We start from the raw sequence: 22,946 nt of genomic DNA on the forward strand, positions 1-22,946 counted from the left end.
GCCCGATGCGGCTGGTGGCGAGTTCTGTGGGATTGGCGGCCATTTCGCTTGCCGTGATGGGCGCTGCGGCGGCACCGCCGCAAAATCCGATCGGCATGGCGAACCCTGCCTCGGTGCATTGCGGCAACATCGGCGGCAAGCTCGAGATCCGCAAGGACGCCGGCGGCAACGAGACCGGCTATTGCCGCATGCCCGACGGCAGCCTCTGCGAGGAGTGGGCGCTTTTCCGCGACCAGAAATGCGTGGCACCGAAGGATTAGGCACTCAATACAGACCCGGCACCAGCCGCCATGTGCGGCGGGCGTAGTCGTCATATTCCGCGCCGAAATGGGTGCGCAGCAGGAGCTCCTCGGACCGGATGCGGGCGACCAGCGGCACTAGGGTGAGGCCGACGAGGATGACGCCCACGCCCGAGCGGAAGACAAGAGCCCAGCCAAGGGCGTTGACCAGCAGGCCGAGATAGCTGGGATGGCGGATGAGCGCATAGATGCCCGAGGTGACCAGCCTGTGCCCGGGCTGGATGGCAACCAGCCCGCTGAAGCGGCTGCCGAGGACGAAGAACGGCCACAGCCGGAGCATGCCGCCGGCGGCAAACAGCGCGACGCCGATCCACCGGATCGTTTCGCCGCCGATGGTCCAGAAGTCGATACGGTCGTCATAGGCCGGCAGGAAGGCAGTGAGCAGGCCGATGACGCCGAGCGCCGGCAGCACCCAGCGATTGGCGCGGTCCTCCTGCTCGCCCGGGCTGAGATTGGCGCCGCTGAGCAGGGCGACGACCATCAGGACGACGGTGAGGACTGCGGCAGCGGTGCGGGACGGGTTTGAGAAGAATGCCATGAAGCCGCCCGCGCCGAGAATCGCAAGCCCGAGGCTGACAAGCGTGCCGGCCACGCCAAGGATGAGTATTTTGAGAGAGGGCATTGTTTTCCACGTCGCCGATGCAAGCGTTCCCACCTTAGCCGAAAGCAGTGCCTAGAATGCAAGGGCGGCCTGTGCGGTGTGTAACCGTGGGCCGTACCTTGAAGAATCAAGATTCCGACCCGCGCGATCTTCACCGCGCGGGTCGGGCTACTTGCTTACTCCTTGCCGACATACTCGCTGAGCAGTCTTTCGTTGCGGGCTTTTTCGATCTTGGCGGTCAGTTCGGCGGCGAGACGATCGTCCATACGATACTTGACCAGATTGACGAGGGCGCCGGTGAGCAGAAGCACGCCCATGCCCCAATAGCCCTTGGTCGAGAGGTCGACCGGCGCCAGCCACAGCGACAGGGCGAGCATGAAGTAGGCGACGGCGACGGACGCGGCATTGAACAGGATATAGGTCTGGTTCGGGCTCATGATTTTCCTCCTTGAGTGACGACATTGCGGGGTGGCGAGATCTAGGTGTCGTTTCCAAGAAGGTTGTTCAGTCTTTGGAACGGGCTGATGCCTCCAAGGGCCGAGTGTGGGCGTGCCAGGTTGTAGTTGGCTGCCCATTGGTGAATGGCCTTGGCGCGTTCGTTCGATGAGGCGTATGGCCTGGCATAGGCGCATTCGCGCAGCGAAGTCTGGATGAAGCGCTCGGCCTTGCCGTTGGTGCGCGGGGTGTAGGGCCTTGTGCGGATGTGTCGGGCACCGGCACCTTGGAGTGCCTGGGCGAACAGTTTGGAGCGATACGCCGAGCCGTTGTCGGTCATCACCCGCTCAACCCTGGCGCCCAGCCTGGCGTACCAGGCCAGTGCCCGGTTGAGGAACCCGGTGGCATCATCCCGGCCCAGGCTGGGCAGCAGTTCGACATAGGCGAGGCGCGAGGCATCGTCGATGGCGACATGCAGGTGTTCGTAGCCGATGCCTCGGGCGCGATGATGGCCTTGGTGCTGACCCGTGATCCGATGGCCAACGCCGTCGATACGGCCCAGGGTCTTGATGTCGATATGGATCAGTTCGCCCGGCCGCTGCCGCTCGTAGCGCAACACCGGGGGCCGGGGATCGAGCCAGGCCAGCCGGTTCAGTCCTAGCCGGCGCAGCACAAGGCCCACCGTCGAGCGCGCCAGGCCCAAGGACCGGGCAATTGCCGGCCCGGTCATGCGCTGGCGCCGCAACTGCTCGATCCGCGACACCTGCATGGCTGCCAGCCGATGCCGGCAGCGGTGCGGCGCCGAACTGCGATCGTGCAGAACCCGGTCGCCGGCCCGGTAGCGGTCGAGCCAGCGATAAGCCGTTCGTTCCGAAACCCCGGCCGAACCGGCAGCACGCCGCACGCTCCAGCCCTGTTCAATTCGTTGCACCAAAAGCACTCGACCTGACGGCGTCAGACGCGCATTCTTATGGACGTTCATTCGGGGAGCTCCACTGAAGGTTGGTTGGCTTCGCAACCCCAGCTTCTCAGTCCCTCCTCGAATGAACAACCTTCATAGCTTCGACATCTAGGGATCAGTTGGGTGACGAGATTTCGGTGGCGGTTGCGAGACGCTGAAGGACCTGGGTCGCGTCGACCCTGACGGGCAGGCCGTGGCCGGCATTCGCCAGTCTCGTGCGCACCGCATCGCCGCTCAATTCGTCGTCGATGGCATCGATGACGAAGGCTTCCTCCAGCGGATCGCTACGGTCGTGGATGCGGGCGATGAGAGCCTCAGCCTCCTTGAAGCCGGTGGCCCTGCCGAGCGAGCGGTTGAGGCCGCGCTGGGCCCGATGCTCGGCGTCGAGCGCCTTGGCCGAGATCAGGCCCTGGTTGAGGTCGACAATCTTGGCATGGGCCTTCTCGATCGAGAGCCGCATGCGGGTGATCCGCTGCTCCAGCGCTGCCAGCGTCGCCTGGCGAACCGCGCGTTCGTTCTCCAGTTCGGCGATGACGGTTGCGCCGTCATGCGCCAGTTCATTGGCGCCGGCATGAAGCGCGCTGGCGGTCCGCTGTTCGAGGTCACTGAGGCGCTGGGCAAGGCGCGAGAGCGCCGACTGTTCACCGCGGTGGCGGATGACGATCGTCGCCAGGGTCTGCTTGGCGGCGCTCAGGCCGGATTGTGCGTTCCTGATGTGTTGTTCGATCAGGTCGATGGCAAAGCGGTTTTCAAGGCCGGTTTCAGCTTGGGCTCCCGCAACCGCCAGCAACGACTTGAAGACATTCCTTATCATGCTTCCCTCCCTTGAACACTGTTCATATTTGAAGGCTACCACAAAATGAACATTGTTCAAGGGGTATTTTGAACGATGTTCATTTTGGCGGCGTTGTGCTATCTGGATGGCAATGGCGGGCCTTCAACATTGGCAGGAAACAAGATGGCGCTGGATCGCAACGAGACGAAGGAGCGGGTGCTCGGCATCGCCGAAAGGCTGCTCAACGAAGGGGGGGCTGCCAAGCTGCAGGCGCGCACGATCGCCAGCGAGGCCGGGATCGCGGTCGGCTCGATCTACAATCTGTTCGGGGACCTGACCGGTATCTTGCGGGCGGTCAACACGAGGTTGCTCGAACGACTTGATACCGTCGGCAATCAGGTGCTTGGCGACCTGGAGCGTCAGGGCGTGACCGATCCGGTCCGGCTGCTTCTGGCACTGGCCGGGATCTATCAGCGTTTCGTCGTTGAGAACCCGGGAAGCTGGCAGTCACTTCTGGCCACTGGCCTTGCGGGTGAGCCCTCGGACGAAACCAGGGCATACGAGGAGCGGCTTTCGAGCAGCTTCTTGCTGATTGCCGACATCCTGGAAAAGAGCGGGCTGATTACCGATCCGCGTCTGAGGGGAACGGCCGCGCATGCCTTGTGGTCAAGCGTCCACGGCATCGTGACGGTCGGCTACGCGACCGATGCCATCGAGGGTCGGCGAGGGGACGTGTCGGAGCAGATCACGCTTCTGGTGACGACCTTCGTCGCCGGCCTCAGGCAGAGGGTATGACGGGAGGGACCCACGCGACGGATGCCGCGCGGATCGCGTTTGTCACTTGCAGGTGGTCTTCAGCTTGTTCGCTTCGATCGCCGTGCCGTTGAGCTTCAGCACCGAGCCGTCGGTCTGGGTCAGCGAAGTGCCCGACCAGGCGCCCTGATCGGCGAGGCAGTTGAGCGGCGTGTCGACGACGGTGATATTGCCGCGGATGTTCTCGGCAGGGCCTGAGAAATAGAGACCTGCCTTGCTGGCGCCTTCGACGCGCATGTTGCCGAAGTCGATGTTCTTGACCGGGCCGCCGAGGAAGTCCCACTCGCTGCCGTAGATGTAGGCACCATAGGTGCCGGCATTGGTGATGGTGACGTCCTTGAAGCTGATGCCGGAGACGGGGTTGAGGAAGATGCCGGCGTTGCGGGTGCCGTCGATGGTGAGGCCGTGGACATTGACGTTGGTCGTCACCGCATTCTCAGGCAGGGTCGAGGCGGTGACGAGCATCAGCCCGTTGATGCCGCCCTTGAGCGTCATGTCGGTGATGGAGACATTGGAGGTGCCCTGGAGCACCACCAAGTCCATATCCAGGCCCTGTTCGGAATTGTCGACGGTGACTTTGTTCATCGTCACGTCGTTGGCGGCGACGAGCAGGATGCCTTCGCGGCGCGACTTGCTGATCCTGACGTTGTCGATGACGATGTCGCTGGCGGCGTGGGTGATCACCTCCGGCCAGTCGCTCTGGTCGATGCGGCTGCCGGCGAAGATGCCATAGGTGACGCTGTCGATCACCGTATCGCGGACGGTCAGCCCGCTGGTGCCGAGCGCGGCGATCGCGGCGTGCGGCGCGCGATTCGGCCGGCCGACCGCGAACTCGCAATTGGTGTTGCTGTTGCAGATGTAGAGGTCGTGGATGTTGGCGCCTGATATCGTGGCGCCGGTGACGTTGTCGAGGCGGATGCCGTCGCCCGCGGTCTTCGAGATGTCGACGTCGCGGATCGAGATGTTGGAGGTATCGCTGCTGGCGATGCCGGCGAGGCCGCCGGTGATGGTCAGTCCGGCGATCTCGCTGCCCGAGGCCATGCCGACGACGTGGGCGGCGGCGTTGGTGCCAGTCAGCTTAGCTGCGTCGCCGCCATTGCGGAACGCGGCCTCTATGCGACTGTTGGCGCCGCGTACGGCGATCGATCCGCCGCCGCCGACCATGTGCTGGCCGGCGCCGAGCTGCAGCGCCTGGCCGAGCGTGATGCCGCCATTGGCCAGCACAAGCGCGTTGGTGCCGGCGGTGCTGAGTGCTGCATTGATGGCTGCCGCATCACCCGCTGCCTGCGAGATCGGGACGACCTTGCCGACGGCCTGACCGCCGTGGACAAACTCAGCGGCCTCGTTCACGCCATCGCTGTCAGCATACGTGCGGATGAAATCGGCACGTTCGACGCGCTGGAACATCGGATCGAAGGCGGCCTTGCCGGTGCGGCTCGATCCGCCGAGTGGCACACGCAGCCGCGCGGTGAGGCCGAATTCGGTCTGGTCCTCATTGTCGTAGGAAATCGAGGCGCCGAGCGCCAGCATCGAACCGGAGACACCGGGCAGGCCGGAGAAGCTGACCTCGGTGCGCGCCTTGACGCCAAGCGTGTCGTCGAGGCCGCGCGCGCCATCATACCAGTAGGCGCCGCCGAAAACCTTCATCTCGGCGTTCATGCTTTCGGGGAAGACGGGCAAGCGCAGGCCGACTTCCGTGTCGGCGCCGGTGCGGGCGAATTCGCGGCCGGCCTGGAACTTGAGTTCGCTGCCGGAGACGAAGGCGTGGCTCAGGCTTGCTGCGACCTTGTCGTCGCCGAGGGGGAGATAGGCGTTGGCGCGCGCTTCGTAGACCGGGCCCAGCGCTTCGACGCCGAATGACAGCTGGTTGAAGCTGTTGCCGTGTTCGCTGTTGAAGACGTCGAGATAGCCATAGCCGCCGAGCAGCCAGCCACCTTCGACACGGTGGCGGTAGCCCATGCCGAACGAGGCCTGCCGTGCCGAACCTTCGACGAAGCGGCCGCTGGCGTCGAAGAAGACGCCATTGCCGTTGTCGAGCAGGAACGGCATGAAGATACCGATGCCGCCATTGCCGACGCCATAGGCAAGGTTGCCTTCGAGTTCGAGGATCGGCTGCTGGGCTTGCGCAAAGGCGCAGGTCGAAAGGGCGGTGCCGGAGGCCAGCGCCACTGCAAACAGGCTTGGGAATTTCATGGCAGGTACTTCAAATTTCCGATTGAACGTCGGTGAGCTAAAATACCTGAATTGAAGAGTCCAGATTAAATCGGAGACTGTACGGGCGTCGCCTGTTGACGACGTTTTTCCTTTTGTTTCAATGCGTTGATGCTAATTTAGGCCGTTGCTGGGTTGGTTTGTTAGAAACCGCTGCGGACGCTGGGGCAGATGGCGACCACGCGCCGGACCGCAGCGGTCGTTGCCGACTGCTGCGGCAAATTGGCTTTCCATTGGGCCAGACCGCGCGCCGGGGCAGCCGCTCATGCCGCCCGGCGCGTTTCGCTTCTAGTTTGCCTTAGGTGCCGCGACGACAAGTGCCACGATGCGCCTGACCAGCGGCAGGACCAGAAGCAGCGTCGGGAACGCCACCAGCCAGGACAGAGCCCAGGCGGCGGGCCAGGTCGACAGGAAGGCCGGCGTCGGCCCAAGGCTCTTCAGCGTCGAGATGGCCGAGACGACAGACGACATCAGCACCGAGAGCACCAGTGGCATGATGATGGCGGCATAACGCGCGGGCAGCTTCCCGCATGTGCGGGGATGGGAACGTAAGCTCATGGGATCACTCATTGGAAGCAGTCGATCACGAGAGTGCAAGTCATGGCATTCCTCCCGGTCGCGACCGGTTGAATGCGTTGCTTGACGTGAGACGCTTACGGCATGCATGGAACGCAGCGCGACCTAGATAGCTTTGACCGTTGCGGAATGCAACGGTGCCGGGCATAGCTTTTCGGGTGGCTTTTGCCGGTGAAGGTCTTGCTTTATGGTCGCCGCACCTTGAGGGAGGACACCAGTGTCGATCGAATTCCTGCTGACCACACTGATCATCGTCGCATCGCCTGGCACGGGCGTCGTCTACACACTGGCGGCGGGGCTGTCGCGCGGCGGCAAGGCGAGCATGCTTGCGGCATTCGCCTGCACGCTCGGCATCGTGCCGCATCTGATCGCCGCGCTGACCGGCCTTGCCGCGCTGCTGCACACCAGCGCGCTGTTGTTCGAGGTCGTCAAATATGCCGGCGTTGCCTATCTGCTCTACATGGCCTGGCAAAGCCTGCGTGAGCAGGGCGCGCTGAAGGTCGAGGCCGATGCCGATCCGCGCAGCGCATGGCAGGTACTGGTCGACGGCATCCTGATCAACGTGTTGAACCCGAAGCTGTCGATCTTCTTCGTTGCCTTCCTGCCGCAGTTCATTGCGCCCAACGAAGCCAACGTGCTGGGACGCATGCTCGAACTGTCCGGTGTATTCATGCTGGCGACCTTCGTCATCTTCGCCATCTACGGCCTGTGTGCAGCGGCCGTGCGCGACAAGGTGACGGGTAGCCCGCGCGTCATGACCTGGATGCGGCGGACGTTCGCCGCCGCCTTTGTCATGCTCGGCGCCAAGCTGGCCCTGACGGAACGCTGAAAGTGGTCCTGTCGGCCGGGTTGCCCGGCCGTCGTGGCTGCGCTTTAGTCGGGTTCGATGCCATTGTGAGCCGAGCCGGACGAAATGCAGTTCCAAATTGCCCTGGAAGATCCAGCCAAGCCTGACGTGATCGCGCTTTTGGAGGCGGGCGACGCCTATGGCGCTTCGCTTTATCCTGCCGAAAGCAACCACTTCCTGCCGCTCGAGGCGTTGCGGGCGCCCAATGTGCGCTTCGTCGTTGCCCGCGACAGGCAGGGCACGGCACTCGCCACCGGGGCCGTCGCGCTGTCGGACGATTTTGCCGAGCTCAAGCGCATGTGGGTGGTACCTGAAGCCAGGGGCAAGGGCATTTCCAAGGCCGTTCTCGCAGACCTCGAGGCGCGGGTGATCGAGGCTGGCCAGTCGTTGTTGCGCCTGGAAACCGGCATCGACAATCATGAAGCCCTGGCGCTCTATGAGCGCCAGGGCTTTGTCCGTCGCGGGCCCTTCGGCGACTACCGCGAGGACCCGCTCAGCGTGTTCATGGAAAAGCAGTTCGGCGCGGCCGCCGCCTGATCAGCGCCGCCCCGGAGTTTCCGCTTACTTCGCGCTCGCCGGGAATGCGGGCAGCTTGGCGATGTCGTTGGCATCATGCTGGACGACGAGCGTCGCATCAAGCGCCTTCGCCATGTCCTGAAGCCTGCCCATCGAGGCCAGCGACTGTGCTCTGTCGACGTTGAAGGGCGGCACGCCGTTGTTCGTGAACTGCTCCTCGAAATGTACGGTGTCGCCGCTCAACAGCACGGCTCCCTTGCCGGCGAGCCGGACAAGCAGCGAGTAGCTTCCATGGGTGTGGCCGGGCGTCGACAGCATGACGACGGAGCCGTCGCCGAACACATCCTTGTCGCCTTCGACTGTATTGACCGGCGCCTTGCCGTCGAGCCATGGCTTGACCAGCGACGGGTCGACGGCGAAGGCCGGCGGTTCGGCGCGAAAGCCGTCGAGGTCGGCCTTGCCGATCAGCAACCTGGCCTGCGGGAAGTCGGTGGCCTGGCCGACATGGTCGAAATGGTTGTGGCTGATGCCGACGGTTTCGATCTTGTCAGGCGCCACGCCGATCTCGGACAACTGGTCCTTGATCGTCTTTGACAGGCTCGGCTTCATGCCGTTGCCCTCCTGCGATGCGCCGAGCAGTGCGGCCGGCAGGCCGGTGTCCCACAGCATGTAGGATGCGTCGTGGCGGATCAGGTAGCAGCTGTCGGTCAGCGTGCGTTGTTCGCCCTGATAGCGCAACGTGTCGGAGAAGGCGGAGAGATCGCTGATCTTGATCGATCCACAATCGAAGCGCCAGAGTTCGATCTCGGCGGCCTGAGCGGTGTCCATGGCCGGCAGGGCCAGCATGGCGGCCAGCAGAAATTGTGCAGTTTTCACTTGGGATCTCCTTGAATGCGGCTGCGGCGATTGCCGACGCCGCGCAAAATGGCCTGCTGGCGCAGGGCGAGCGTGCCCGGAATGGCGGCGATATGTACCCGAAACGCTCAAAGTGACGTCGACAGCGCCATTGCCGGTGCTACTGTTGGGGTATGCTCAAACCAGTCGAAGACGCCCAAAGCACATTGTCGCGACGCCTGCTGCAACTCCTGCGGCCGCTGGAGATGTCGAGCCGCACGGCGCGCGGGCCGGGGCTGCACACATTCGCCCGCCAACTGTTCAGCTATTGCTGTATCGAGCGCGAGCGACTGGTGAGCGTTGTTTCGGAAATGCCGAGAATCGGCATCGTGCTTAGCGGCGAAAAGGAGTTCTGGCTTGGCGACGCCGGCCAGCGTTTCGTGGCGGGTGATGTGTTCGTGCTGCCGGCGGGTACGCCGTTCGACGCGGTCAACATTCCCTCTGAAGCCAACGGCCTCTACGAGTCGCTGCTGCTCGAGGTCACCCAGGTGCCGAAATGGGTGCAGGAAATGCCGGGCGCTGCCCGCCCAGTCGTCGGCTTCGACCTGCGCGTGCCACTGTCTCAGGAACTCGTCGATGCGCTCGGCCATGCCGCCATCTCGCTCGGCGGGTCCGATCATGCCGCGGTGCTGGCCGAACATCGCCTCGCCGAAGTGCTGATCCTGCTCAGGAAGTTGCCGGTGGCACAGCCGCTGTTTGCGCAGTCGCTGGCCGAGCGCGCAGCATGGCTGGTGGCGCGCGCGCCGGCCAGGCGCTGGACGGCCGAGGAGATCGGGCGAGAGCTCGGTGTCGGCGCCTCGACGCTGCGGCGCAAGCTGGTCGAAGCGGGCACCTCGTTGCGCGGCGTCCAGGCGTCGGCCAGGATGCAACTGGCGCATGAGATGCTGGCGCGCGGCGAGGGCAACATCACCGATGCGGCCGATGCCGCCGGATACGCTTCGAGGTCACATTTCGCCCGCCGCTTCCAGGCGGTCTATGGCGCGTCTCCGGCTGAAGTCCGGCTGCGCCAGCCAACGCAGCAGGGTTGATCCGCGCAAAACCTTGCCGGAAGGCCGGCGGGGGAGGATACTGCCTCTCCGTGGATGCATTTTAGGGCGATGACCCGGATGCCCGCCCCGGCCTTCATGCCGTGCTCCGTGGCACCGGAGGGAGGTGTGCAGTGACGACATACATCATGCTGATCAACTGGACCGACCAGGGCGTGCGCGACGTTCGCTCGTCGCCCAAGCGGCTCGACGCGGCCAAGAAGCTGCTCGGTGAAATGGGCGGCTCATTCAAGCAATTCTATCTGACCATGGGCGAGTACGACATGGTGGCGGTCGCGGAGGCGCCCGACGATGCGGTGGTGGCGCGTTTCGCGCTGATCCTGGGACAGGCCGGCAACATCAGGACACGCACGCTGAAAGCCTTCCCCGAACTTGCCTATCGCGAGATTATCGCTTCGATGGGCTAGGCGGATCGCCACGGCGCAAGCCCGCTGCCTGCGCCGTGGCTCGAAACGCCTCGACTGAATCAAGATGACCGTCTAAGCTTCGGAAAAACAACGGGAAGAACCAGATGTCGTTTCTGAAGAGACTTTTTGGCGGGGGCGGGAGCTCTGTCGAGACCCAGACGGCAGCGGTGGCCAAGGAGATCGAATACAAGGGCTTTGCCATCAAGGCGATGCCGTACAAGGAAGGCGGCCAGTTCCAGACCTGCGGCATCGTTTCCAAGGATGTCGAGGGCGTGGTCAAGGAACACAAGTTCATCCGCGCCGACCGTTTCGCAGCGCTCGACGACGCGGTCGAGGTGTCGCTGACCAAGGGCCGTCAGCTCGTCGACGAGCAGGGCGAACGCATGTTCGGCTGACGGAGCGCGCGCCTCGTGCCGCTTCATCATGTTGCCCTAATGCAACTTTTTGTCGCAATGAGAGCTTTCTGTTCGATCCTGCCTTGCATGGCGGATTCTTGAAACCCTAGGGTTGTCGCATCCGAATCTGGGAATGCTCATGAAAGCCGTTCTTCTCGCCTCGTCGATCCTCTTCGCCGCAACCGGCGCCGGCGTGGCTGCCGATGCGGTCGCAGCTGACCCGGTGGCAGCACCTTACAACTGGACCGGCTTCTATGCCGGCGTTCATGGCGGCTACTCTTGGGGCAGTGGTGACGGTGCTTATCCGCACCCTGTCATCGGACGCTTCGAGACAGCGTATCCCGAGGCCCGCGGCGGCCTGCTGGGTGCCCAGGTCGGCTACACCCATCAGTGGGGTTCATGGGTTCTCGGCCTGGAGGGCGATCTGTCCTACTCCTGGGCGGATGGGAGCTCCAGGATCAACGAATTTCCCGCCGAGACGGACAATGGTGCGCGCAACGACAACGAGTATTCGTTCCTTGCCAGCATCACCGGCCGTGCCGGCTACGCGGTCGACCGCACCTTGTTCTATGGCAAGGCGGGCATTGGCTTTACGCGGCTCGAAATGAGCGACTTCACGGACCCGAACACCTTCAACTCACGTGGATCCAAGACGCTGACCGGCTGGACGATTGGCGGCGGCGTGGAGCATGCGCTGAACGACAAGTGGTCGGTGAAGGGCGAGTACCAGTTCTATCACTTCTCGGGCGACGTGGCGCTGGACGATCCCATTCCGTTTCGCACCTATGAGGGCGATTTCAACGTCCACGCCGTCAAGATCGGCCTGAACTACAAGTTCTGAGGCGCGCCATATCAACCCTGGCCTCGCGCCGGGTTTTTTTGTTTCCGAGGGCTGTGGCCAAGCCTAGCCGAGCGACCTGACATAACCGATGTAGCCGCGCACGTCGCTGGCTGGTTCGGTGTAGGCGTCGCCCAGCGATTTCTCCATGGCCGCAACATAGGCCCTTGCCCAGGCCGGCAGCGGATAGTCGATGACGGCGAGGAACTCCAGGGTCGCGGCGAGCCTGATGTCGGCGATTGACGGGCTGTCGCCGCCGATGAAGGGCTTGTCCTTGATGTAGAAGGAGCGAAACACGTCGAGCGGCTCGGCGAGGGCTTCGACGGCGGCCTGGCGCGCCTTTTCCTTTGTCGGCGCGTCAGCGTCGCTGTGGCCGACTTCGCCGGGATATTGCGGGAAGTTGAGTGCCGGGTAGGTGGCGCGCGCGAGATAGGGATAGAATGTGCCGATGAGGTAGAACATCGCGCTGTCGATCATCGCGCGCCGCTCGGCATCCCTGGGGTAGAGGTTGTCCAGTCCGTGCTTGTTGGAGAGGTACTGCATGATGGCGCAGCTCTCCCACAACACGCCGTTTGGCAATTCGGCGCTTTCGATCATCGGTGTGAGATGGGCCGGACATGCAGCGAGATATTCCGGCGTGCGGGTCTGGCCGTAGACGTCCTTTTCGGTGAAGCCGAGTCCCGAGGCACGCAGGAACACCCGCGCGCTCAAGTTGTTGACGCTTGGCTTGATGACGTTGAGCGTGATGTCGGCCATGTCAGCTTCTCCCGGGTTCAGCTCTTGCGATAGGGATCCTTGGGTTCCCGCCCGGCCGACAGGGTCGACCGGCTGCGCTCGGTGAGCGCCTCGATGGCGTCGGCAAGGTGGATTTCCGCGATGTTGTAGTCACCGCGGGCGACCCTGACCTTGTGCGCCTCCATCAAAACGTCGGCATGGGTATGCCCCGCCGGCGGCTCGAACCGGTAGGAGGCGAGCTCGATCAGGAGGCCGAGGGGATCCTCGAAATAGATCGAATCCATGAAGCCGCGATCCTTGACGCCGCTGTGCTTGATGGCGCGCTCGTCGAGGCGCTCGACGGCCTGCAGGAACGTCACCCGCGAGACAGAGAAGGCGATGTGGTGCACGCAGCCGATGTCGGTCGGCGTCCGCTTCGGGTCAGGCTTGCGGTTCTCGTCGGTGAAGATGGTGATCAGGCGGCCGTCGCCGGGATCGAAATAGAGGTGGCTCTCGCTTGCCTTGTCGAGATTGGGTTGCTCGAAGATGAAAGGCATGCCCAAAATGCCTTCCCAGAAGTCGATCGAGGTGTTCCGGTCAGCGCCGACAAGGGTGATGTGGTGTACGCCTTGCGTCTGGAGCTTTCGCATGTGCAATCCTCCGTCGGCAGCAGTGTCGCACAAGCCCCATCACAAGCAATAGACCGAAGGAGTGGCGCTGTCAGGTCTTGCTGACACTTGGACGTGCACGCTGCAATCGAATTTCAAACAAAAAACCCCGGCATTGGGCCGGGGTCTGTGTGTGCCGCGTGCGAACGAAGCCTTGGCGCCAGAGCGTCAGCTCAGCTCCTGAGGCCGGGGGCTTCCTGGCCGGTGCGCTCGACATATTCGGTGTAGCCGCCGCCATAGGTGTGGATGCCGTCAGGGGTGAGCTCGAGCACGCGATTGGACAAGGCGGCGAGGAAATGGCGGTCGTGCGAGACGAACAGCATGGTGCCCTCATATTGCGAGAGCGCAGTAATCAGCATTTCCTTGGTGGCGATATCCAGATGGTTGGTCGGCTCGTCGAGCACCAGCAGGTTGGGCGGATCAAACAGCATGATCGCCATCACCAGGCGGGCCTTTTCGCCGCCTGACAGCACGCGGCACTTCTTCTCGATCTCGTCGCCGGAGAAGCCGAAGCAGCCGGCGAGCGCGCGCAACGGTGCCTGGCCGGCCTGCGGGAAGGTGTCCTCGAGCTGCTGGAATACGGTGCGATCGCCGTCGAGCAGATCCATGGCGTGCTGCGCGAAATAGCCCATCTTGACGCTGGGGCCGCGCGCGACCGTGCCGTTGTCGGGATTGGAGGCGCCAGCGACAAGCTTCAGCAGCGTCGACTTGCCGGCGCCGTTGATGCCCATGATACACCAGCGTTCCCTGCGGCGAACCTGGAAGTCGAGGCCTTCATAGATGGTCTTCGAGCCATAGCTCTTGTGCACGTTCTTGAGCGTGACCACGTCCTCGCCCGAGCGCGGTGCCGGCTGGAATTCGAACGACACTGTCTGGCGGCGCTTGGGCGGTTCGACCTTGTCGATCTTGTCGAGCTTCTTGACCCGGCTCTGCACCTGGGCGGCGTGCGAGGCGCGCGCCTTGAAGCGTTCGATGAAGGCGATTTCCTTGGCCAGCATCGCCTGCTGGCGTTCGAACTGGGCCTGCTGCTGCTTGTCGGCCAGCGCTCGCTGCTGCTGGTAGAACTCGTAGTTGCCGGTGTAGGCGGTCAGCGAACCGCCGTCGATTTCGACGACCTTGTTGACGATGCGGTTCATGAACTCGCGGTCGTGCGAGGTCATCAAAAGCGCGCCGTCATAGTTCTTGAGGAAGGCTTCGAGCCAGATCAGGCTTTCCAAGTCGAGATGGTTGCTCGGCTCGTCGAGCAAAAGCGCGTCGGGGCGCATCAACAGGATCTTGGCGAGTGCAACGCGCATCTTCCAGCCGCCGGAGAGCGCGCCGACGTCGCCGTCCATCATTTCCTGGGAGAAGCCGAGACCGTCGAGCACCTCGCGGGCGCGGCCGTCGAGTGAATAGCCGTCGAGCTCCTCGAAACGGCCCTGGACCTCGCCATAGCGCTCGATGATCTGGTCCATCTCATCGGCGCGGTCGGGATCGACCATCGCCGCTTCCAGCTCGCGCATCTCGGCGATCAGCTCGCTGATCGGACCGGCGCCGTCCATCACCTCGGTGACCGGGCTGCGGCCTGCCATGTCGCCGACATCCTGGCTGAAATAGCCGATGGTGACGCCGCGGTCGACCGAGACCTGGCCTTCGTCGGGCTGCTCCTGGCCAGTGATCATGCGGAACAGTGTCGTCTTGCCGGCGCCGTTCGGGCCGACGAGGCCGACCTTCTCGCCCTTCTGCAGGGCCGCCGAGGCCTCGATGAAGACGAGTTGCTTGCCGTTCTGCTTGCCGATGTTTTCGAGACGAATCATGATTTGTAGGACCCAGAGGATTGGTCGGGTCACCACGCCATCGGTTGCGCCCGCAAAAGAGATCGCCCGTAAAGCACTCTGCACCTTGGCGCGCAAGGGCCGCCGATGTCACAGGCACCGGCGGCCCGGAGACAAAAGCATCTTGCTAACCGAGCAAGTGGCGCAGGACGCCGGCCGACGCGATGCCGACGATGACGGTCGGCAGCATCGACAGCCGCCTGGCCGCAAGCACGGTGATGGCGAGCGCCAGAAGATCGGCCGGATTGTCGGAGACAAAATCAGGCGCGATGACCGAGATCAGCACGCAGCCCGGTGCTGCTTCCATGACAGCAGTGGCGCGCGGGCTCAGCGTCCGGTTGCGCAGCATGACGTAGCCGCCGATGCGGGTGAGGTATGTGACGCTGGCCATCAAGACGATGGCGAGAAGGTTGATCTGGTCGATCATGCTTCACCTGCCAGGACATAGGCCGCAACGAGGCCGGACAATGCGCCGGCGGCGACATACCAGGCGCCGGGAACCAGGAGATAGACGATGGCGGCAACGACGAGGCTGACCAGCCATGGCCGTGCGGCGGCGACGCCTTTCCACATGCCGGCGAGCAGCACAAGGAACACCGCCGGGAAAGCCATGTCGAAGCCATAGGCCTCGACGTCGCCGAGCACCGGGCCAAGTGCGCCGCCAAGCCCGGTGAAGACGACCCAGGCGAGGTAGAAGGGGATCGATGCGCCGGCATAATAGGGCAGGCTGAAGGCCGGGCCTGAGCCCGCCGCAGCACGTTTCCTGGCGTCGGCAAGCCCGAGCGCCCAGCTCTCGTCGCACATCAGGAAAAGTGCCGGAAATACCTTGCGCCTGGGCAGGTGGCGCAGGAACGGCGCAAGGGCCGCTCCCATCAAGAGGTGGCGGCTGTTGACCAGGAAGGTGATGGCGACGATGAGCAGCACATACGGCGGCGAGGTCCACACCTGGATCGCGGCGAATTCGGAGCCGCCGGCGAAGTTCAGGCCGGTCATCAACGGCACCTCGACAGGGCTCAGCCCCTTCTGCGCCGCCTGGGCGCCAAGCACCAGCGCATAAGGCACGATGCCGAGCAGCACCGGCGTGCAAGAGCGCATGCCGCGCCAGAACTCGGAACCGCTGCCGCCTTCTGCCCGGTCGGACAATGTGGCCTGTGAAACACTCATGCAATCATCCCGCGCGCCTTGCGGGGCGCGCTTTCCCAAAAGGTTCGAAGTGATGGTGTCGAACGGCAATCTAGTCCAAGGCTGGCGCAATTTGGTTGCGAAGATTGTTGAGTTTGGTGCCGATATGGCATCTGATGCCGCAGGTATCTAAAAAATTGGAATTCTGAGCCAATGAAGCTGGATGACATCGACAAGCGCATCCTGCGTGCCTTGCAGCGCGACGGCCGGATGGCCAACAATGATCTGGCGCGCGAGGTCGGACTGTCGCCGTCGCCCTGCCTGCGGCGCGTCAAGCTGCTGGAGGAGGCGGGGGTCATCGACCGCTACGTCGCCATGCTCAATCCGGCCAAGATCGGCAAGGGGCAGACTTTTTTCACCCGGATATGGCTGAAAGCGCAGGACGAGGACACGATCGAGCACTTCGCCGCCGAGGTGGCGAAGCTGCCCGAAGTGCTGGAATGCTACCTGATGCTCGGCGACTGCGATGCCATGGTGCGCGTCGTGGCCGCCAACATCGACGCCTACCGGCGCTTCCAGTCCGAGCATCTCAGCCGCATCAAGGGCGTGCAGAACGTCAAGACCGACGTGCCGAGCCAGACGATCAAACAGACGTCGGAGATGCCACTCTAGGCGGCATTGGGGGAGAAAAGGGCCCCGGCGGTTGCCGGGGCCATTCGTTTTCGTCAGGCGGGCTGGACCAGGTTGGCCAGCAGGCGGAAGGCGCCGGGCACCAGCTTGTCGAGCTGGTGGTGCAGCACGAGCGAGGTGTGGGTGTGGCGGCCCTTGCCGATCTCGGCCGACAGCAGCGAGCCTTGCAGCTTGTCCTCGCCGTTGTCGCTCATCGCCAGCAGCGGCTTGTAGGCCTTGTCCCACTCGGAGGCGAAGTAGAGGCCGCGCTCCTTGTCCCAGTTGGCCCAATCCTCCGGCCCGATCTTGTTGGGCTTGTTGAGCAGCGGGTGCTCGGGCTCCAGGATATCGACCTCGGAACTAGCGTCGGTGACGCGGTAGCGGATCGAGGGCGAGCCGATCTTGAGGAACAGCGGTGGCACTTTCTCGGCATCCCAGCCGTCGCTCGGGCGGTGGTAGAGCGTGACCAGATGGCCGCCATCCTGCACCCACTTGTGCAGTTCGGGCACGGCTTTGGCGAGGTCCTTGCGCTTGCCGAAAGCGAAGATGCCGACGACGATGGTCTTGAGGTCGCGATATGCACCCTGTCCGACTTCGGCCGGGCTGAGCTCGACGACATCGATGCCGAGGCGCTTCATCCACAGGCCGACCTTGTCGCTGCCGCCGCCGATATAGCCGACCTTCAGGCCGGTCAGCTGGGCGCCCACCGTCTGTACCGGAACCGACACCCTGGTCGGCACGACGGAGCGGCCGATATGTGGGTAGGTGAAGGTGTTGATGGCATAGGCGTCCTTGCCGAGCAGCTGGGGTTCGATGGCAAAGCGGGTTTCGCCGGGTTTCGCCGGCGGCTGCAGGTCGAAGGTGCCTGAGTTGCCAGACGCCTCACCCGACGGGTTGAGTGCCCAGCCTTCCGGCAGATCGATCTTGAGGTCGCCGACCTTGGCGTTGGTGACGGTGGCGGTCATGGCGACGGGTGCCAAGTCGGCAGCGGTATTGAACACCACCGCGTCCGGCTTCAGCTCGAGCGATGCCGCGGGCACCACCCGGAGCGCGTCCTCGAGGTCGACGTCGAGAACCGCCGAATGGCCGCCGATGTTGGCAGTCAGGCGCACGAAGGCATCGCCGTTGCCGCCGAGCGGGTCGAACTGCTCGGTAAGCGGATTGGTGAGCTCGGCGTCGGCTGCGACGGAAAGCTGGTCATTGCTCGCCGTCAGGCCCTTGCGGGCGATGATCTCGGCCGATTCAACGACAACGTTTTCAGGGGCTTCGACCAAGGTCTTGATGGTGATACTGTCGCCCGGCTTGAGGTCTTCGCCTGAGGTGAACGCTCTGACATGCATGCCTGCGGCGGTTGCCAGAACCAGGTCGATTTCGCGCGCCTTGCGCTCGAGGCGATGGGCAACCTCGGCGCGCAGCTCCTGCGGCAGCTGCTTGCGGGCCTCTGATATGGCCTTGGCAATCTCGACGGCCTTGGCGGTCACCACGACGGGGTCGCCATAGTCGGCGATGGCCTCGTCGATCAGGCCCTGGGCGTTGCGCAGGGCGTCCGCCGAGGAGGCCGGCATGCCGTCGAGCTTGGCGATGTCGCCGACGGTGGCGATCAGGCCCTCGCGGATGTCACCTTCGGTCTTTGCCGGCTCACCCTTGGCGACGCGGGCGAGATGCAGCTGCCACTCGGTCTGCGGCTCTTCCCGCCATTTGCCCATGCCCTGGGTCAGGTGGCAGGAGCGCGACCACTCGCCCATCTGCGGGAAGGTCGCCCCCGAGATCTTGTCGCGCTCGGGCGCAGTGACGGTCAGAGTGGTCGGGGGCGGGGGCGTTTCATCGTCATAGACGCCGCCACCACCGCCATAGGCCGGTGAATAGATCTTGGGCACGTTCCATGGGTCGAGGCCGGCGGCGAGCTGTTCGGGATACTCCTTGGCGTCGCCCGAAATGTCGGCGGAGATGAAGGTAGCAACGACGGCGGCGCGGTGCTGGCCGTGCTGGCCAGGCACATCGAGGAAGCAGTTCATGACGATGTCGGGCTTGTACTGGCGGAACGCCCAGGTCATTCGCTCGACGACACGGTCGCGGCCCCAGCGGTCGATGGTGGCGTTGGGACCCTTGGAGAAGCCGAAATCGTGCACCGAATCGGAGTGGCCGCGGCCGCCGAAGGCGAGCGAAGCGTCGAGTGAGCGCGAGGCTTCCTGCATTTCGCGTGTGCGAAGCACGCCAAGCACCGAACCGCGCTCGGCGCCGATGCTGTTCTGGCCGCCTTCGCCGCGGGTGATGCAGTAGAGCACCGGGCGGATGCCGTAGACGTGGCGCAGGGCGGCGAGCAGGCCGCTTGGCTCATCATCGGGATGGGCGCCTGTGGTCATGAATGTGAGCGTCGAGGTGAGGCGCTCCAGGCGGCGGTGCAGGGTCACGATTGCCGGCTCAAGCTTCTGCCTGGCGATCAGTTCGAGGTCGGTGGCGGGCGTGGCGTGCGCGGCGGTGCGCATTGCCAGAAGGGCAGGCGGCAACGAGGCGATGAACAATCGCCGGGTCATCGTGGACATGGAAATCTCCTCTCGTAATCAGGCGGCGCCGTGAGGTGGCAGCTCCCCTCCCTTGGGCGCCTGCGCTGGCCAATGGAGCCAGCAAGCAGACTATGGCCAGCAAGATAAAATAACTCAAGTAAGTTTATGTAATTGAGAAGGTGCTTACCTATGGTGAGGAGCCGACGGCGGGGGTATGGGAAAGTGATGCCCTCTGCGCCTGCAGCGGCGGTGTTTTTCGCCTGTCGTCGCTTGCTTCGTCCTGTGCCTGCGACATTGAAGGCAGATGCTGGTCCGGCATCGAAAGACAATTGGATCAACGAGGGTGGGCAAGCACGGTGCCGGCACGCACCGACAATAAGAATCGGGCGAACGCTGACTGCGTCCGCCCGATGGCAATCGTGGCGATCGTAAGGGTGCTATGCGGCAATGGCCGTATGGACTGAGGATGCAACCAGCGCATCGACCTTGGCCGTTGCCTTGGCGAGGGCTGCCGTGACTGCGTCCGGGCCCATGCCGACGCCCTCGATACGGACGACCTCGACGTCGGTCATGCCGATGAAGCCGAGCACGCTGCGCAGATAGGGGATGGCGTGGTCCATCTGGACGGCAGCACCTTCCGAATAGATGCCGCCTGAGGCCAGCACGATATAGACCTTCTTGCCGGTGACCAGGCCTTTGGGGCCGTTTTCGCCATAAGCGAAGGTCTTGCCCGAGCGGGCGACGTGGTCGACCCACGATTTCAGCGTCGACGAGATGTTGAAGTTGATGAAGCCGGTGGCGAGGATGACGGTGTCGGCGGCAAACAACTCGTCGAGCACGGCGTCGGACACGCCGACGACCTCGGCCTGGCGCTTGGTCCGGGCTTCAGCCGGCGTGTAGATACCCGTGGCGTAGTCGGTATCGATATGCGGCAGCGGGTTGGCGACGAGGTCGCGGACGACGAGAGTGGCCGCGGGATCGGCGGCCACCAGCTTGTGGGCAAATTCGGTAGCGATGCGGGTCGAATGCGAGGCGGCACCGCGGGGGCTGGACGTGACAAGCAGGACGGACATGGCGGTTTCTCCTGGGGTTGGATTGTTCGATGCGTTGAATATGGTCGAGCCAACCCATTTGAAAAACTGGCATATTTTATATATGATCCATCGATAATCTGGATGGATAGATGCAGCCCAATCCCACCCTCGACCAGCTACAGGTCTTTGTCGTCGTGGCGGAAACCGGAAGTTTTTCCGCCGCCGGCCGCAAGCTCAACCGTGCGCAGTCGGTCATCAGCTATGCCATTGCCAATCTCGAGGCGCAGTTGGGTCTCAGGCTGTTCGAGCGCGAAGGCACGCGCGAGCCGCAGCTGACCGACGTCGGCAAGACGATGCTGGAAGATGCGCGCCGCATGATCGGCGTGCTGCAGCGGATCCGCTCGCGGGCCAGCGGCCATCAGCAGGGACTCGAGGCGGAGGTCGCGATGTCGGTCGAGGTCGCCTTGCCGTCGCCGGTGCTGGTCCCGGTGCTGAAGGCGTTCGAGGAGCGATTCCCGACCGTGGCGCTGCGCCTGCATGTCGGCTCGCTCGGGCTGATCGTCGATCAGGTCATGACCGGGCAGGCCGATCTCGGAGTGGGCGGCATAACTGGCGAGGCCGAGGTGCAACTTGTTCGCCTTGGCTTCATGTCCATGGTGCCGGCAGCCGCTCCCGATCACCCGCTGGCGCAGATTTTAGGACCGGTGCCGCTGGAGGAAATGCGCGAGCACATCCAGCTTGTCGTGTCGGACCAGTCGGAGCGGACGCGCGGACGCGATTTCGGCGTGTTCGCCTATCGCACCTGGCGGCTGACCGACATGCGCACCAAACATGCGCTCATGCGCGAGGGGCTCGGCTGGGGCGGTCTGCCGCGCTGGCTGATCGCCGACGATCTGGCCAATGGCCGCCTGGTCGAGCTCAATCTCGAGCCTTACAGCGAGCAGCGCTCGCCGCTGTTTGCCATGCACCGCGCCGACAGCACGCCAAAGCCGGCGGCGGCCTGGCTGATCGAGCAGTTCAAGCGCGAGCTTGGCTGTTTCAACGAGTTCGAGCCGCAGCGCCAGACAGCGACCGGCATGGCGTGAGCGTCAGGCCGGCTGCTCGGCCGTCATCAACCCGTCGATCAGCGCCGAGATGACCGCCATCTGGTCGGCGAAGGGCGCGCCCGTATCGATCGCCAGCGCGGCGCGATCGAAGGTGGCTGCGAGCAGGCTGGTAAGGGTGGTCAGCGGTAGCTTGCGCATTGCGCCGGCACGCATGGCCGCTGCGAGGCCTTCGCGCAGCGTGCGGTTGCCATGGCGGTCGTCGATGGCGTCCATGCCGGGACGGCCGAGCACCGCCGGGCCGTCGAGCAGCAAAAGCCGCGTCCGTCCCGGCATCTGCATCGCCCGGAGATAGGCTTCGGTACCGACAAGAAGCGCTTCGCGGGCGCCAAGGGAGACGGGTGCCGCGCGTTCGATCTCTTCGGCAACCGCATGCGCCTCCTGCTCGACGACCGCCGCAAACAGCGCCTGCTTGTCGCTGAAGTGGTGATAGAGCGCGCCGCGCGTGACGCCGGCCGCAGCCACGATCTCCGGCGTGCCGGTTTCGGCATAGGATTTTTCGGTGAACAGCCTGCGCGCGGCAGCGATCAGGTCGCCGCGCGTCGCCTCGGTGCGGTCACGGTTGGAACGGCGCTCGGTTTTCACTTGCATACATTCAGCCTGTATGTTAATTCGAATTTACATGCAGACTGTATGTTGATTGAGGAGAGAAGGAAAGCCATGAAAACGACAAGCTATTATCCCGTGATCATGACCGGCGACGTCGCCGGCACCGCCGCGTTCTACGTCAAGCACTTCCGCTTCGAGTCACAGTTTGATGCCGGCTGGTATGTCCATCTGCGGTCGGCGGAAGACAGGGACGTCAATCTCGCCATCGTCCAGGGCGACCACGAGACGATCCCCGAAGAGGGGCGCGGGCGGGTCGCCGGCCTGCTGATCAATTTCGAGGTCAAGGATGTCGATGCCGTGCATGCGCGGGTCGTCGCGGAAGGGCTGCCGATCCTGCGGTCGCTGCGCGACGAAGACTTCGGGCAGCGCCACTTCATCACCAGGGACCCCAATGGCGTGTTGATCGACGTCATCACGCCGATCCCGCCGAGCCCCGAGTTTCTGGCGCTGTATGCGCCGGGTACGGTTGACGCCTGAACGCAAACGAAAACGGAGGCGCCGCGAGGCGCCTCCGTCACTTTATCACTATGGCTTCAACCTGGCCGGCAGGCTCAGTCCTGGATGTAGCAACGCTTGCGCATGCCGGGCGCCGGATCGCCGAAGGTCTCGTTGTCGCAATCGACGCCGTCGCGGAAGACGCCTTCTTCGAACTGGCTCATCGTGCCGTAGCGCACTCGCTTGCGGCCGTAGAAATCGCAATAGTCGTTCTCGCTGGCGCAGGCCACCCAGCGCTTGCGGCGCGGTTCGCCGTAGCCGCCATCGCCATAGTCGCGGCTGCGCCGGCCGCGCTCGACGATGTAGCATTCCTTGCGCAGGCCCGGTGCCGGATCGCCGAAGCTGCGGTTCGAGCAGCGGACCGCGGGCGCGTCGATGAAGCGCGAGGTGGTCCTGCCTTGCGCGCCATAGACGACTTCTGCCGGATAGGGCAGGCGGCAGGTGCCGCCTTCCGATGCGCAGCGGATCAGCCGTTGAGCCTCTGCAGGGGTGGGGGTGACGGCGGAGACGGTTGCCGCCAGTCCGGCGACGCAGATCGATGCGAAGGCCGTTCGCATCGTAAGGGTTTGGGCGATTGACACGATAGAAGTCCTCGAATCG

At 64.0% G+C, this 22,946-nt stretch carries 27 protein-coding genes; 11 read left to right on the forward strand and 16 right to left on the reverse strand.

Annotation, left to right across the window (positions count from 1 at the left end):
- The first annotated feature begins 5 nt into the window (after positions 1-5).
- A complete protein-coding gene (locus N7E70_RS12280) occupies positions 6-260 on the forward strand; it encodes a putative hemolysin (protein ID WP_154384850.1) in 255 nt (84 codons plus the stop codon).
- A gap of 4 nt (positions 261-264) precedes the next feature.
- Here N7E70_RS12280 and N7E70_RS12285 read toward each other — a convergent pair whose 3' ends face one another.
- The 4 genes from N7E70_RS12285 to N7E70_RS12300 form a co-directional block, all read right to left on the reverse strand.
- On the reverse strand, positions 265-921 hold the full coding sequence (locus N7E70_RS12285) for a methyltransferase family protein (RefSeq protein ID WP_263006505.1): 657 nt from the start codon (positions 919-921) through the stop codon (positions 265-267).
- A 155-nt stretch (positions 922-1,076) separates the two neighbouring features.
- The gene (locus N7E70_RS12290; RefSeq protein WP_263006506.1) at positions 1,077-1,337 is read right to left on the reverse strand and encodes a YiaA/YiaB family inner membrane protein; all 261 of its coding nucleotides are present in this window, start codon (positions 1,335-1,337) and stop codon (positions 1,077-1,079) included.
- Between the two features lie 41 nt (positions 1,338-1,378).
- Complete coding sequence (locus N7E70_RS12295; protein ID WP_263006507.1) at positions 1,379-2,317, reverse strand: IS481 family transposase; 939 nt, start codon at positions 2,315-2,317, stop codon at positions 1,379-1,381.
- A 94-nt stretch (positions 2,318-2,411) separates the two neighbouring features.
- The gene (locus tag N7E70_RS12300; RefSeq protein ID WP_263006508.1) at positions 2,412-3,110 is read right to left on the reverse strand and encodes a PspA/IM30 family protein; all 699 of its coding nucleotides are present in this window, start codon (positions 3,108-3,110) and stop codon (positions 2,412-2,414) included.
- Positions 3,111-3,185: 75 nt separating this feature from the next.
- On the opposite strand from N7E70_RS12300, the gene N7E70_RS12305 reads away from it, so the two are divergent.
- Positions 3,186-3,866: a TetR/AcrR family transcriptional regulator gene (locus N7E70_RS12305; RefSeq protein WP_263006509.1), complete on the forward strand. Its 681-nt coding sequence runs from the start codon at positions 3,186-3,188 to the stop codon at positions 3,864-3,866.
- Between the two features lie 42 nt (positions 3,867-3,908).
- Here the strand turns inward: N7E70_RS12305 and N7E70_RS12310 are convergent, their stop codons facing one another.
- Together N7E70_RS12310 and N7E70_RS12315 are read right to left on the reverse strand one after the other, a co-directional pair.
- Positions 3,909-6,077: a right-handed parallel beta-helix repeat-containing protein gene (locus N7E70_RS12310; RefSeq protein WP_263006510.1), complete on the reverse strand. Its 2,169-nt coding sequence runs from the start codon at positions 6,075-6,077 to the stop codon at positions 3,909-3,911.
- A 306-nt stretch (positions 6,078-6,383) separates the two neighbouring features.
- On the reverse strand, positions 6,384-6,653 hold the full coding sequence (locus tag N7E70_RS12315) for a DUF2798 domain-containing protein (RefSeq protein ID WP_263006511.1): 270 nt from the start codon (positions 6,651-6,653) through the stop codon (positions 6,384-6,386).
- A gap of 235 nt (positions 6,654-6,888) precedes the next feature.
- On the opposite strand from N7E70_RS12315, the gene N7E70_RS12320 reads away from it, so the two are divergent.
- Together N7E70_RS12320 and N7E70_RS12325 are read left to right on the forward strand one after the other, a co-directional pair.
- The gene (locus N7E70_RS12320) at positions 6,889-7,500 is read left to right on the forward strand and encodes a LysE family translocator (RefSeq protein ID WP_192315216.1); all 612 of its coding nucleotides are present in this window, start codon (positions 6,889-6,891) and stop codon (positions 7,498-7,500) included.
- A gap of 84 nt (positions 7,501-7,584) precedes the next feature.
- The gene (locus N7E70_RS12325; protein ID WP_263006512.1) at positions 7,585-8,055 is read left to right on the forward strand and encodes a GNAT family N-acetyltransferase; all 471 of its coding nucleotides are present in this window, start codon (positions 7,585-7,587) and stop codon (positions 8,053-8,055) included.
- A gap of 24 nt (positions 8,056-8,079) precedes the next feature.
- Here the strand turns inward: N7E70_RS12325 and N7E70_RS12330 are convergent, their stop codons facing one another.
- Positions 8,080-8,910 (reverse strand): N-acyl homoserine lactonase family protein, encoded by an 831-nt coding sequence (locus N7E70_RS12330; protein WP_263006513.1) that lies wholly within the window; start codon positions 8,908-8,910, stop codon positions 8,080-8,082.
- Between the two features lie 152 nt (positions 8,911-9,062).
- Between N7E70_RS12330 and N7E70_RS12335 the strand changes: the two genes are divergently transcribed.
- The 4 genes from N7E70_RS12335 (at position 9,063) to N7E70_RS12350 (ending at position 11,617) form a co-directional block, all read left to right on the forward strand.
- Positions 9,063-9,956 carry a helix-turn-helix domain-containing protein gene (locus tag N7E70_RS12335; protein WP_182573264.1) on the forward strand — a complete coding sequence of 298 codons (894 nt, stop codon included), beginning with the start codon at positions 9,063-9,065 and terminating at the stop codon, positions 9,954-9,956.
- Between the two features lie 131 nt (positions 9,957-10,087).
- Positions 10,088-10,381 carry a GYD domain-containing protein gene (locus N7E70_RS12340; protein WP_067959851.1) on the forward strand — a complete coding sequence of 98 codons (294 nt, stop codon included), beginning with the start codon at positions 10,088-10,090 and terminating at the stop codon, positions 10,379-10,381.
- A gap of 104 nt (positions 10,382-10,485) precedes the next feature.
- On the forward strand, positions 10,486-10,776 hold the full coding sequence (locus N7E70_RS12345) for an HlyU family transcriptional regulator (protein ID WP_067959855.1): 291 nt from the start codon (positions 10,486-10,488) through the stop codon (positions 10,774-10,776).
- Between the two features lie 139 nt (positions 10,777-10,915).
- Positions 10,916-11,617, forward strand: coding sequence for an outer membrane protein (locus N7E70_RS12350; RefSeq protein ID WP_263006514.1), 702 nt, complete (start codon positions 10,916-10,918; stop codon positions 11,615-11,617).
- 63 nt (positions 11,618-11,680) lie between these two features.
- Here N7E70_RS12350 and N7E70_RS12355 read toward each other — a convergent pair whose 3' ends face one another.
- The 5 genes from N7E70_RS12355 to N7E70_RS12375 form a co-directional block, all read right to left on the reverse strand.
- Positions 11,681-12,370, reverse strand: a complete 690-nt coding sequence (locus N7E70_RS12355) for a glutathione S-transferase family protein (protein WP_263006515.1) — start codon at positions 12,368-12,370, stop codon at positions 11,681-11,683.
- 17 nt (positions 12,371-12,387) lie between these two features.
- Positions 12,388-12,978 (reverse strand): VOC family protein, encoded by a 591-nt coding sequence (locus N7E70_RS12360; RefSeq protein WP_263006516.1) that lies wholly within the window; start codon positions 12,976-12,978, stop codon positions 12,388-12,390.
- 191 nt (positions 12,979-13,169) lie between these two features.
- Positions 13,170-14,792 carry an ABC-F family ATP-binding cassette domain-containing protein gene (locus N7E70_RS12365; RefSeq protein ID WP_067959867.1) on the reverse strand — a complete coding sequence of 541 codons (1,623 nt, stop codon included), beginning with the start codon at positions 14,790-14,792 and terminating at the stop codon, positions 13,170-13,172.
- A 145-nt stretch (positions 14,793-14,937) separates the two neighbouring features.
- Entirely contained in the window at positions 14,938-15,237 is a 300-nt protein-coding gene (locus N7E70_RS12370) for an AzlD family protein (protein ID WP_263006517.1), read from the reverse strand.
- Positions 15,234-15,974: an AzlC family ABC transporter permease gene (locus N7E70_RS12375; protein WP_263006518.1), complete on the reverse strand. Its 741-nt coding sequence runs from the start codon at positions 15,972-15,974 to the stop codon at positions 15,234-15,236. The genes N7E70_RS12370 and N7E70_RS12375 overlap by 4 nt, the downstream gene beginning before the upstream one ends.
- A 171-nt stretch (positions 15,975-16,145) precedes the next feature.
- On the opposite strand from N7E70_RS12375, the gene N7E70_RS12380 reads away from it, so the two are divergent.
- Positions 16,146-16,604 carry an Lrp/AsnC family transcriptional regulator gene (locus N7E70_RS12380; RefSeq protein WP_067959879.1) on the forward strand — a complete coding sequence of 153 codons (459 nt, stop codon included), beginning with the start codon at positions 16,146-16,148 and terminating at the stop codon, positions 16,602-16,604.
- A gap of 53 nt (positions 16,605-16,657) precedes the next feature.
- Here the strand turns inward: N7E70_RS12380 and N7E70_RS12385 are convergent, their stop codons facing one another.
- Both N7E70_RS12385 and N7E70_RS12390 read right to left on the reverse strand, forming a co-directional pair.
- Positions 16,658-19,144 (reverse strand): PIG-L family deacetylase, encoded by a 2,487-nt coding sequence (locus N7E70_RS12385; RefSeq protein ID WP_263006519.1) that lies wholly within the window; start codon positions 19,142-19,144, stop codon positions 16,658-16,660.
- Between the two features lie 398 nt (positions 19,145-19,542).
- The gene (locus tag N7E70_RS12390) at positions 19,543-20,178 is read right to left on the reverse strand and encodes an FMN-dependent NADH-azoreductase (protein WP_263006520.1); all 636 of its coding nucleotides are present in this window, start codon (positions 20,176-20,178) and stop codon (positions 19,543-19,545) included.
- Between the two features lie 110 nt (positions 20,179-20,288).
- On the opposite strand from N7E70_RS12390, the gene N7E70_RS12395 reads away from it, so the two are divergent.
- Complete coding sequence (locus tag N7E70_RS12395) at positions 20,289-21,224, forward strand: LysR family transcriptional regulator (protein WP_067959886.1); 936 nt, start codon at positions 20,289-20,291, stop codon at positions 21,222-21,224.
- A 3-nt stretch (positions 21,225-21,227) separates the two neighbouring features.
- Here N7E70_RS12395 and N7E70_RS12400 read toward each other — a convergent pair whose 3' ends face one another.
- Positions 21,228-21,833, reverse strand: a complete 606-nt coding sequence (locus N7E70_RS12400; RefSeq protein ID WP_263006521.1) for a TetR/AcrR family transcriptional regulator — start codon at positions 21,831-21,833, stop codon at positions 21,228-21,230.
- 69 nt (positions 21,834-21,902) lie between these two features.
- On the opposite strand from N7E70_RS12400, the gene N7E70_RS12405 reads away from it, so the two are divergent.
- Positions 21,903-22,328, forward strand: coding sequence for a VOC family protein (locus N7E70_RS12405; protein WP_067959892.1), 426 nt, complete (start codon positions 21,903-21,905; stop codon positions 22,326-22,328).
- A 74-nt stretch (positions 22,329-22,402) separates the two neighbouring features.
- Here the strand turns inward: N7E70_RS12405 and N7E70_RS12410 are convergent, their stop codons facing one another.
- Positions 22,403-22,927 (reverse strand): hypothetical protein, encoded by a 525-nt coding sequence (locus N7E70_RS12410; RefSeq protein ID WP_083948758.1) that lies wholly within the window; start codon positions 22,925-22,927, stop codon positions 22,403-22,405.
- Between the last annotated feature and the right edge of the window lie 19 nt (positions 22,928-22,946).

Source organism: Aminobacter sp. NyZ550, assembly GCF_025628925.2.
Taxonomy (GTDB): domain Bacteria; phylum Pseudomonadota; class Alphaproteobacteria; order Rhizobiales; family Rhizobiaceae; genus Aminobacter; species Aminobacter ciceronei.

Coding starts and splice junctions, on each gene's coding strand:
- N7E70_RS12380 (WP_067959879.1), top strand. CDS start 16,146: ATGAAGCTGGATGACATCGACAAGCGCATCCTGCGTGCCTTGCAGCGC.
- N7E70_RS12295 (WP_263006507.1), bottom strand. CDS start 2,317: ATGAACGTCCATAAGAATGCGCGTCTGACGCCGTCAGGTCGAGTGCTT.
- N7E70_RS12305 (WP_263006509.1), top strand. CDS start 3,186: ATGTTCATTTTGGCGGCGTTGTGCTATCTGGATGGCAATGGCGGGCCT.
- N7E70_RS12350 (WP_263006514.1), top strand. CDS start 10,916: ATGAAAGCCGTTCTTCTCGCCTCGTCGATCCTCTTCGCCGCAACCGGC.
- N7E70_RS12290 (WP_263006506.1), bottom strand. CDS start 1,337: ATGAGCCCGAACCAGACCTATATCCTGTTCAATGCCGCGTCCGTCGCC.
- N7E70_RS12370 (WP_263006517.1), bottom strand. CDS start 15,237: ATGATCGACCAGATCAACCTTCTCGCCATCGTCTTGATGGCCAGCGTC.
- N7E70_RS12355 (WP_263006515.1), bottom strand. CDS start 12,370: ATGGCCGACATCACGCTCAACGTCATCAAGCCAAGCGTCAACAACTTG.
- N7E70_RS12375 (WP_263006518.1), bottom strand. CDS start 15,974: ATGAGTGTTTCACAGGCCACATTGTCCGACCGGGCAGAAGGCGGCAGC.
- N7E70_RS12335 (WP_182573264.1), top strand. CDS start 9,063: ATGCTCAAACCAGTCGAAGACGCCCAAAGCACATTGTCGCGACGCCTG.
- N7E70_RS12325 (WP_263006512.1), top strand. CDS start 7,585: ATGCAGTTCCAAATTGCCCTGGAAGATCCAGCCAAGCCTGACGTGATC.
- N7E70_RS12315 (WP_263006511.1), bottom strand. CDS start 6,653: ATGAGCTTACGTTCCCATCCCCGCACATGCGGGAAGCTGCCCGCGCGT.
- N7E70_RS12395 (WP_067959886.1), top strand. CDS start 20,289: ATGCAGCCCAATCCCACCCTCGACCAGCTACAGGTCTTTGTCGTCGTG.
- N7E70_RS12405 (WP_067959892.1), top strand. CDS start 21,903: ATGAAAACGACAAGCTATTATCCCGTGATCATGACCGGCGACGTCGCC.
- N7E70_RS12300 (WP_263006508.1), bottom strand. CDS start 3,110: ATGATAAGGAATGTCTTCAAGTCGTTGCTGGCGGTTGCGGGAGCCCAA.
- N7E70_RS12310 (WP_263006510.1), bottom strand. CDS start 6,077: ATGAAATTCCCAAGCCTGTTTGCAGTGGCGCTGGCCTCCGGCACCGCC.
- N7E70_RS12385 (WP_263006519.1), bottom strand. CDS start 19,144: ATGTCCACGATGACCCGGCGATTGTTCATCGCCTCGTTGCCGCCTGCC.
- N7E70_RS12345 (WP_067959855.1), top strand. CDS start 10,486: ATGTCGTTTCTGAAGAGACTTTTTGGCGGGGGCGGGAGCTCTGTCGAG.
- N7E70_RS12280 (WP_154384850.1), top strand. CDS start 6: ATGCGGCTGGTGGCGAGTTCTGTGGGATTGGCGGCCATTTCGCTTGCC.
- N7E70_RS12400 (WP_263006521.1), bottom strand. CDS start 21,833: ATGCAAGTGAAAACCGAGCGCCGTTCCAACCGTGACCGCACCGAGGCG.
- N7E70_RS12285 (WP_263006505.1), bottom strand. CDS start 921: ATGCCCTCTCTCAAAATACTCATCCTTGGCGTGGCCGGCACGCTTGTC.
- N7E70_RS12360 (WP_263006516.1), bottom strand. CDS start 12,978: ATGCGAAAGCTCCAGACGCAAGGCGTACACCACATCACCCTTGTCGGC.
- N7E70_RS12390 (WP_263006520.1), bottom strand. CDS start 20,178: ATGTCCGTCCTGCTTGTCACGTCCAGCCCCCGCGGTGCCGCCTCGCAT.
- N7E70_RS12365 (WP_067959867.1), bottom strand. CDS start 14,792: ATGATTCGTCTCGAAAACATCGGCAAGCAGAACGGCAAGCAACTCGTC.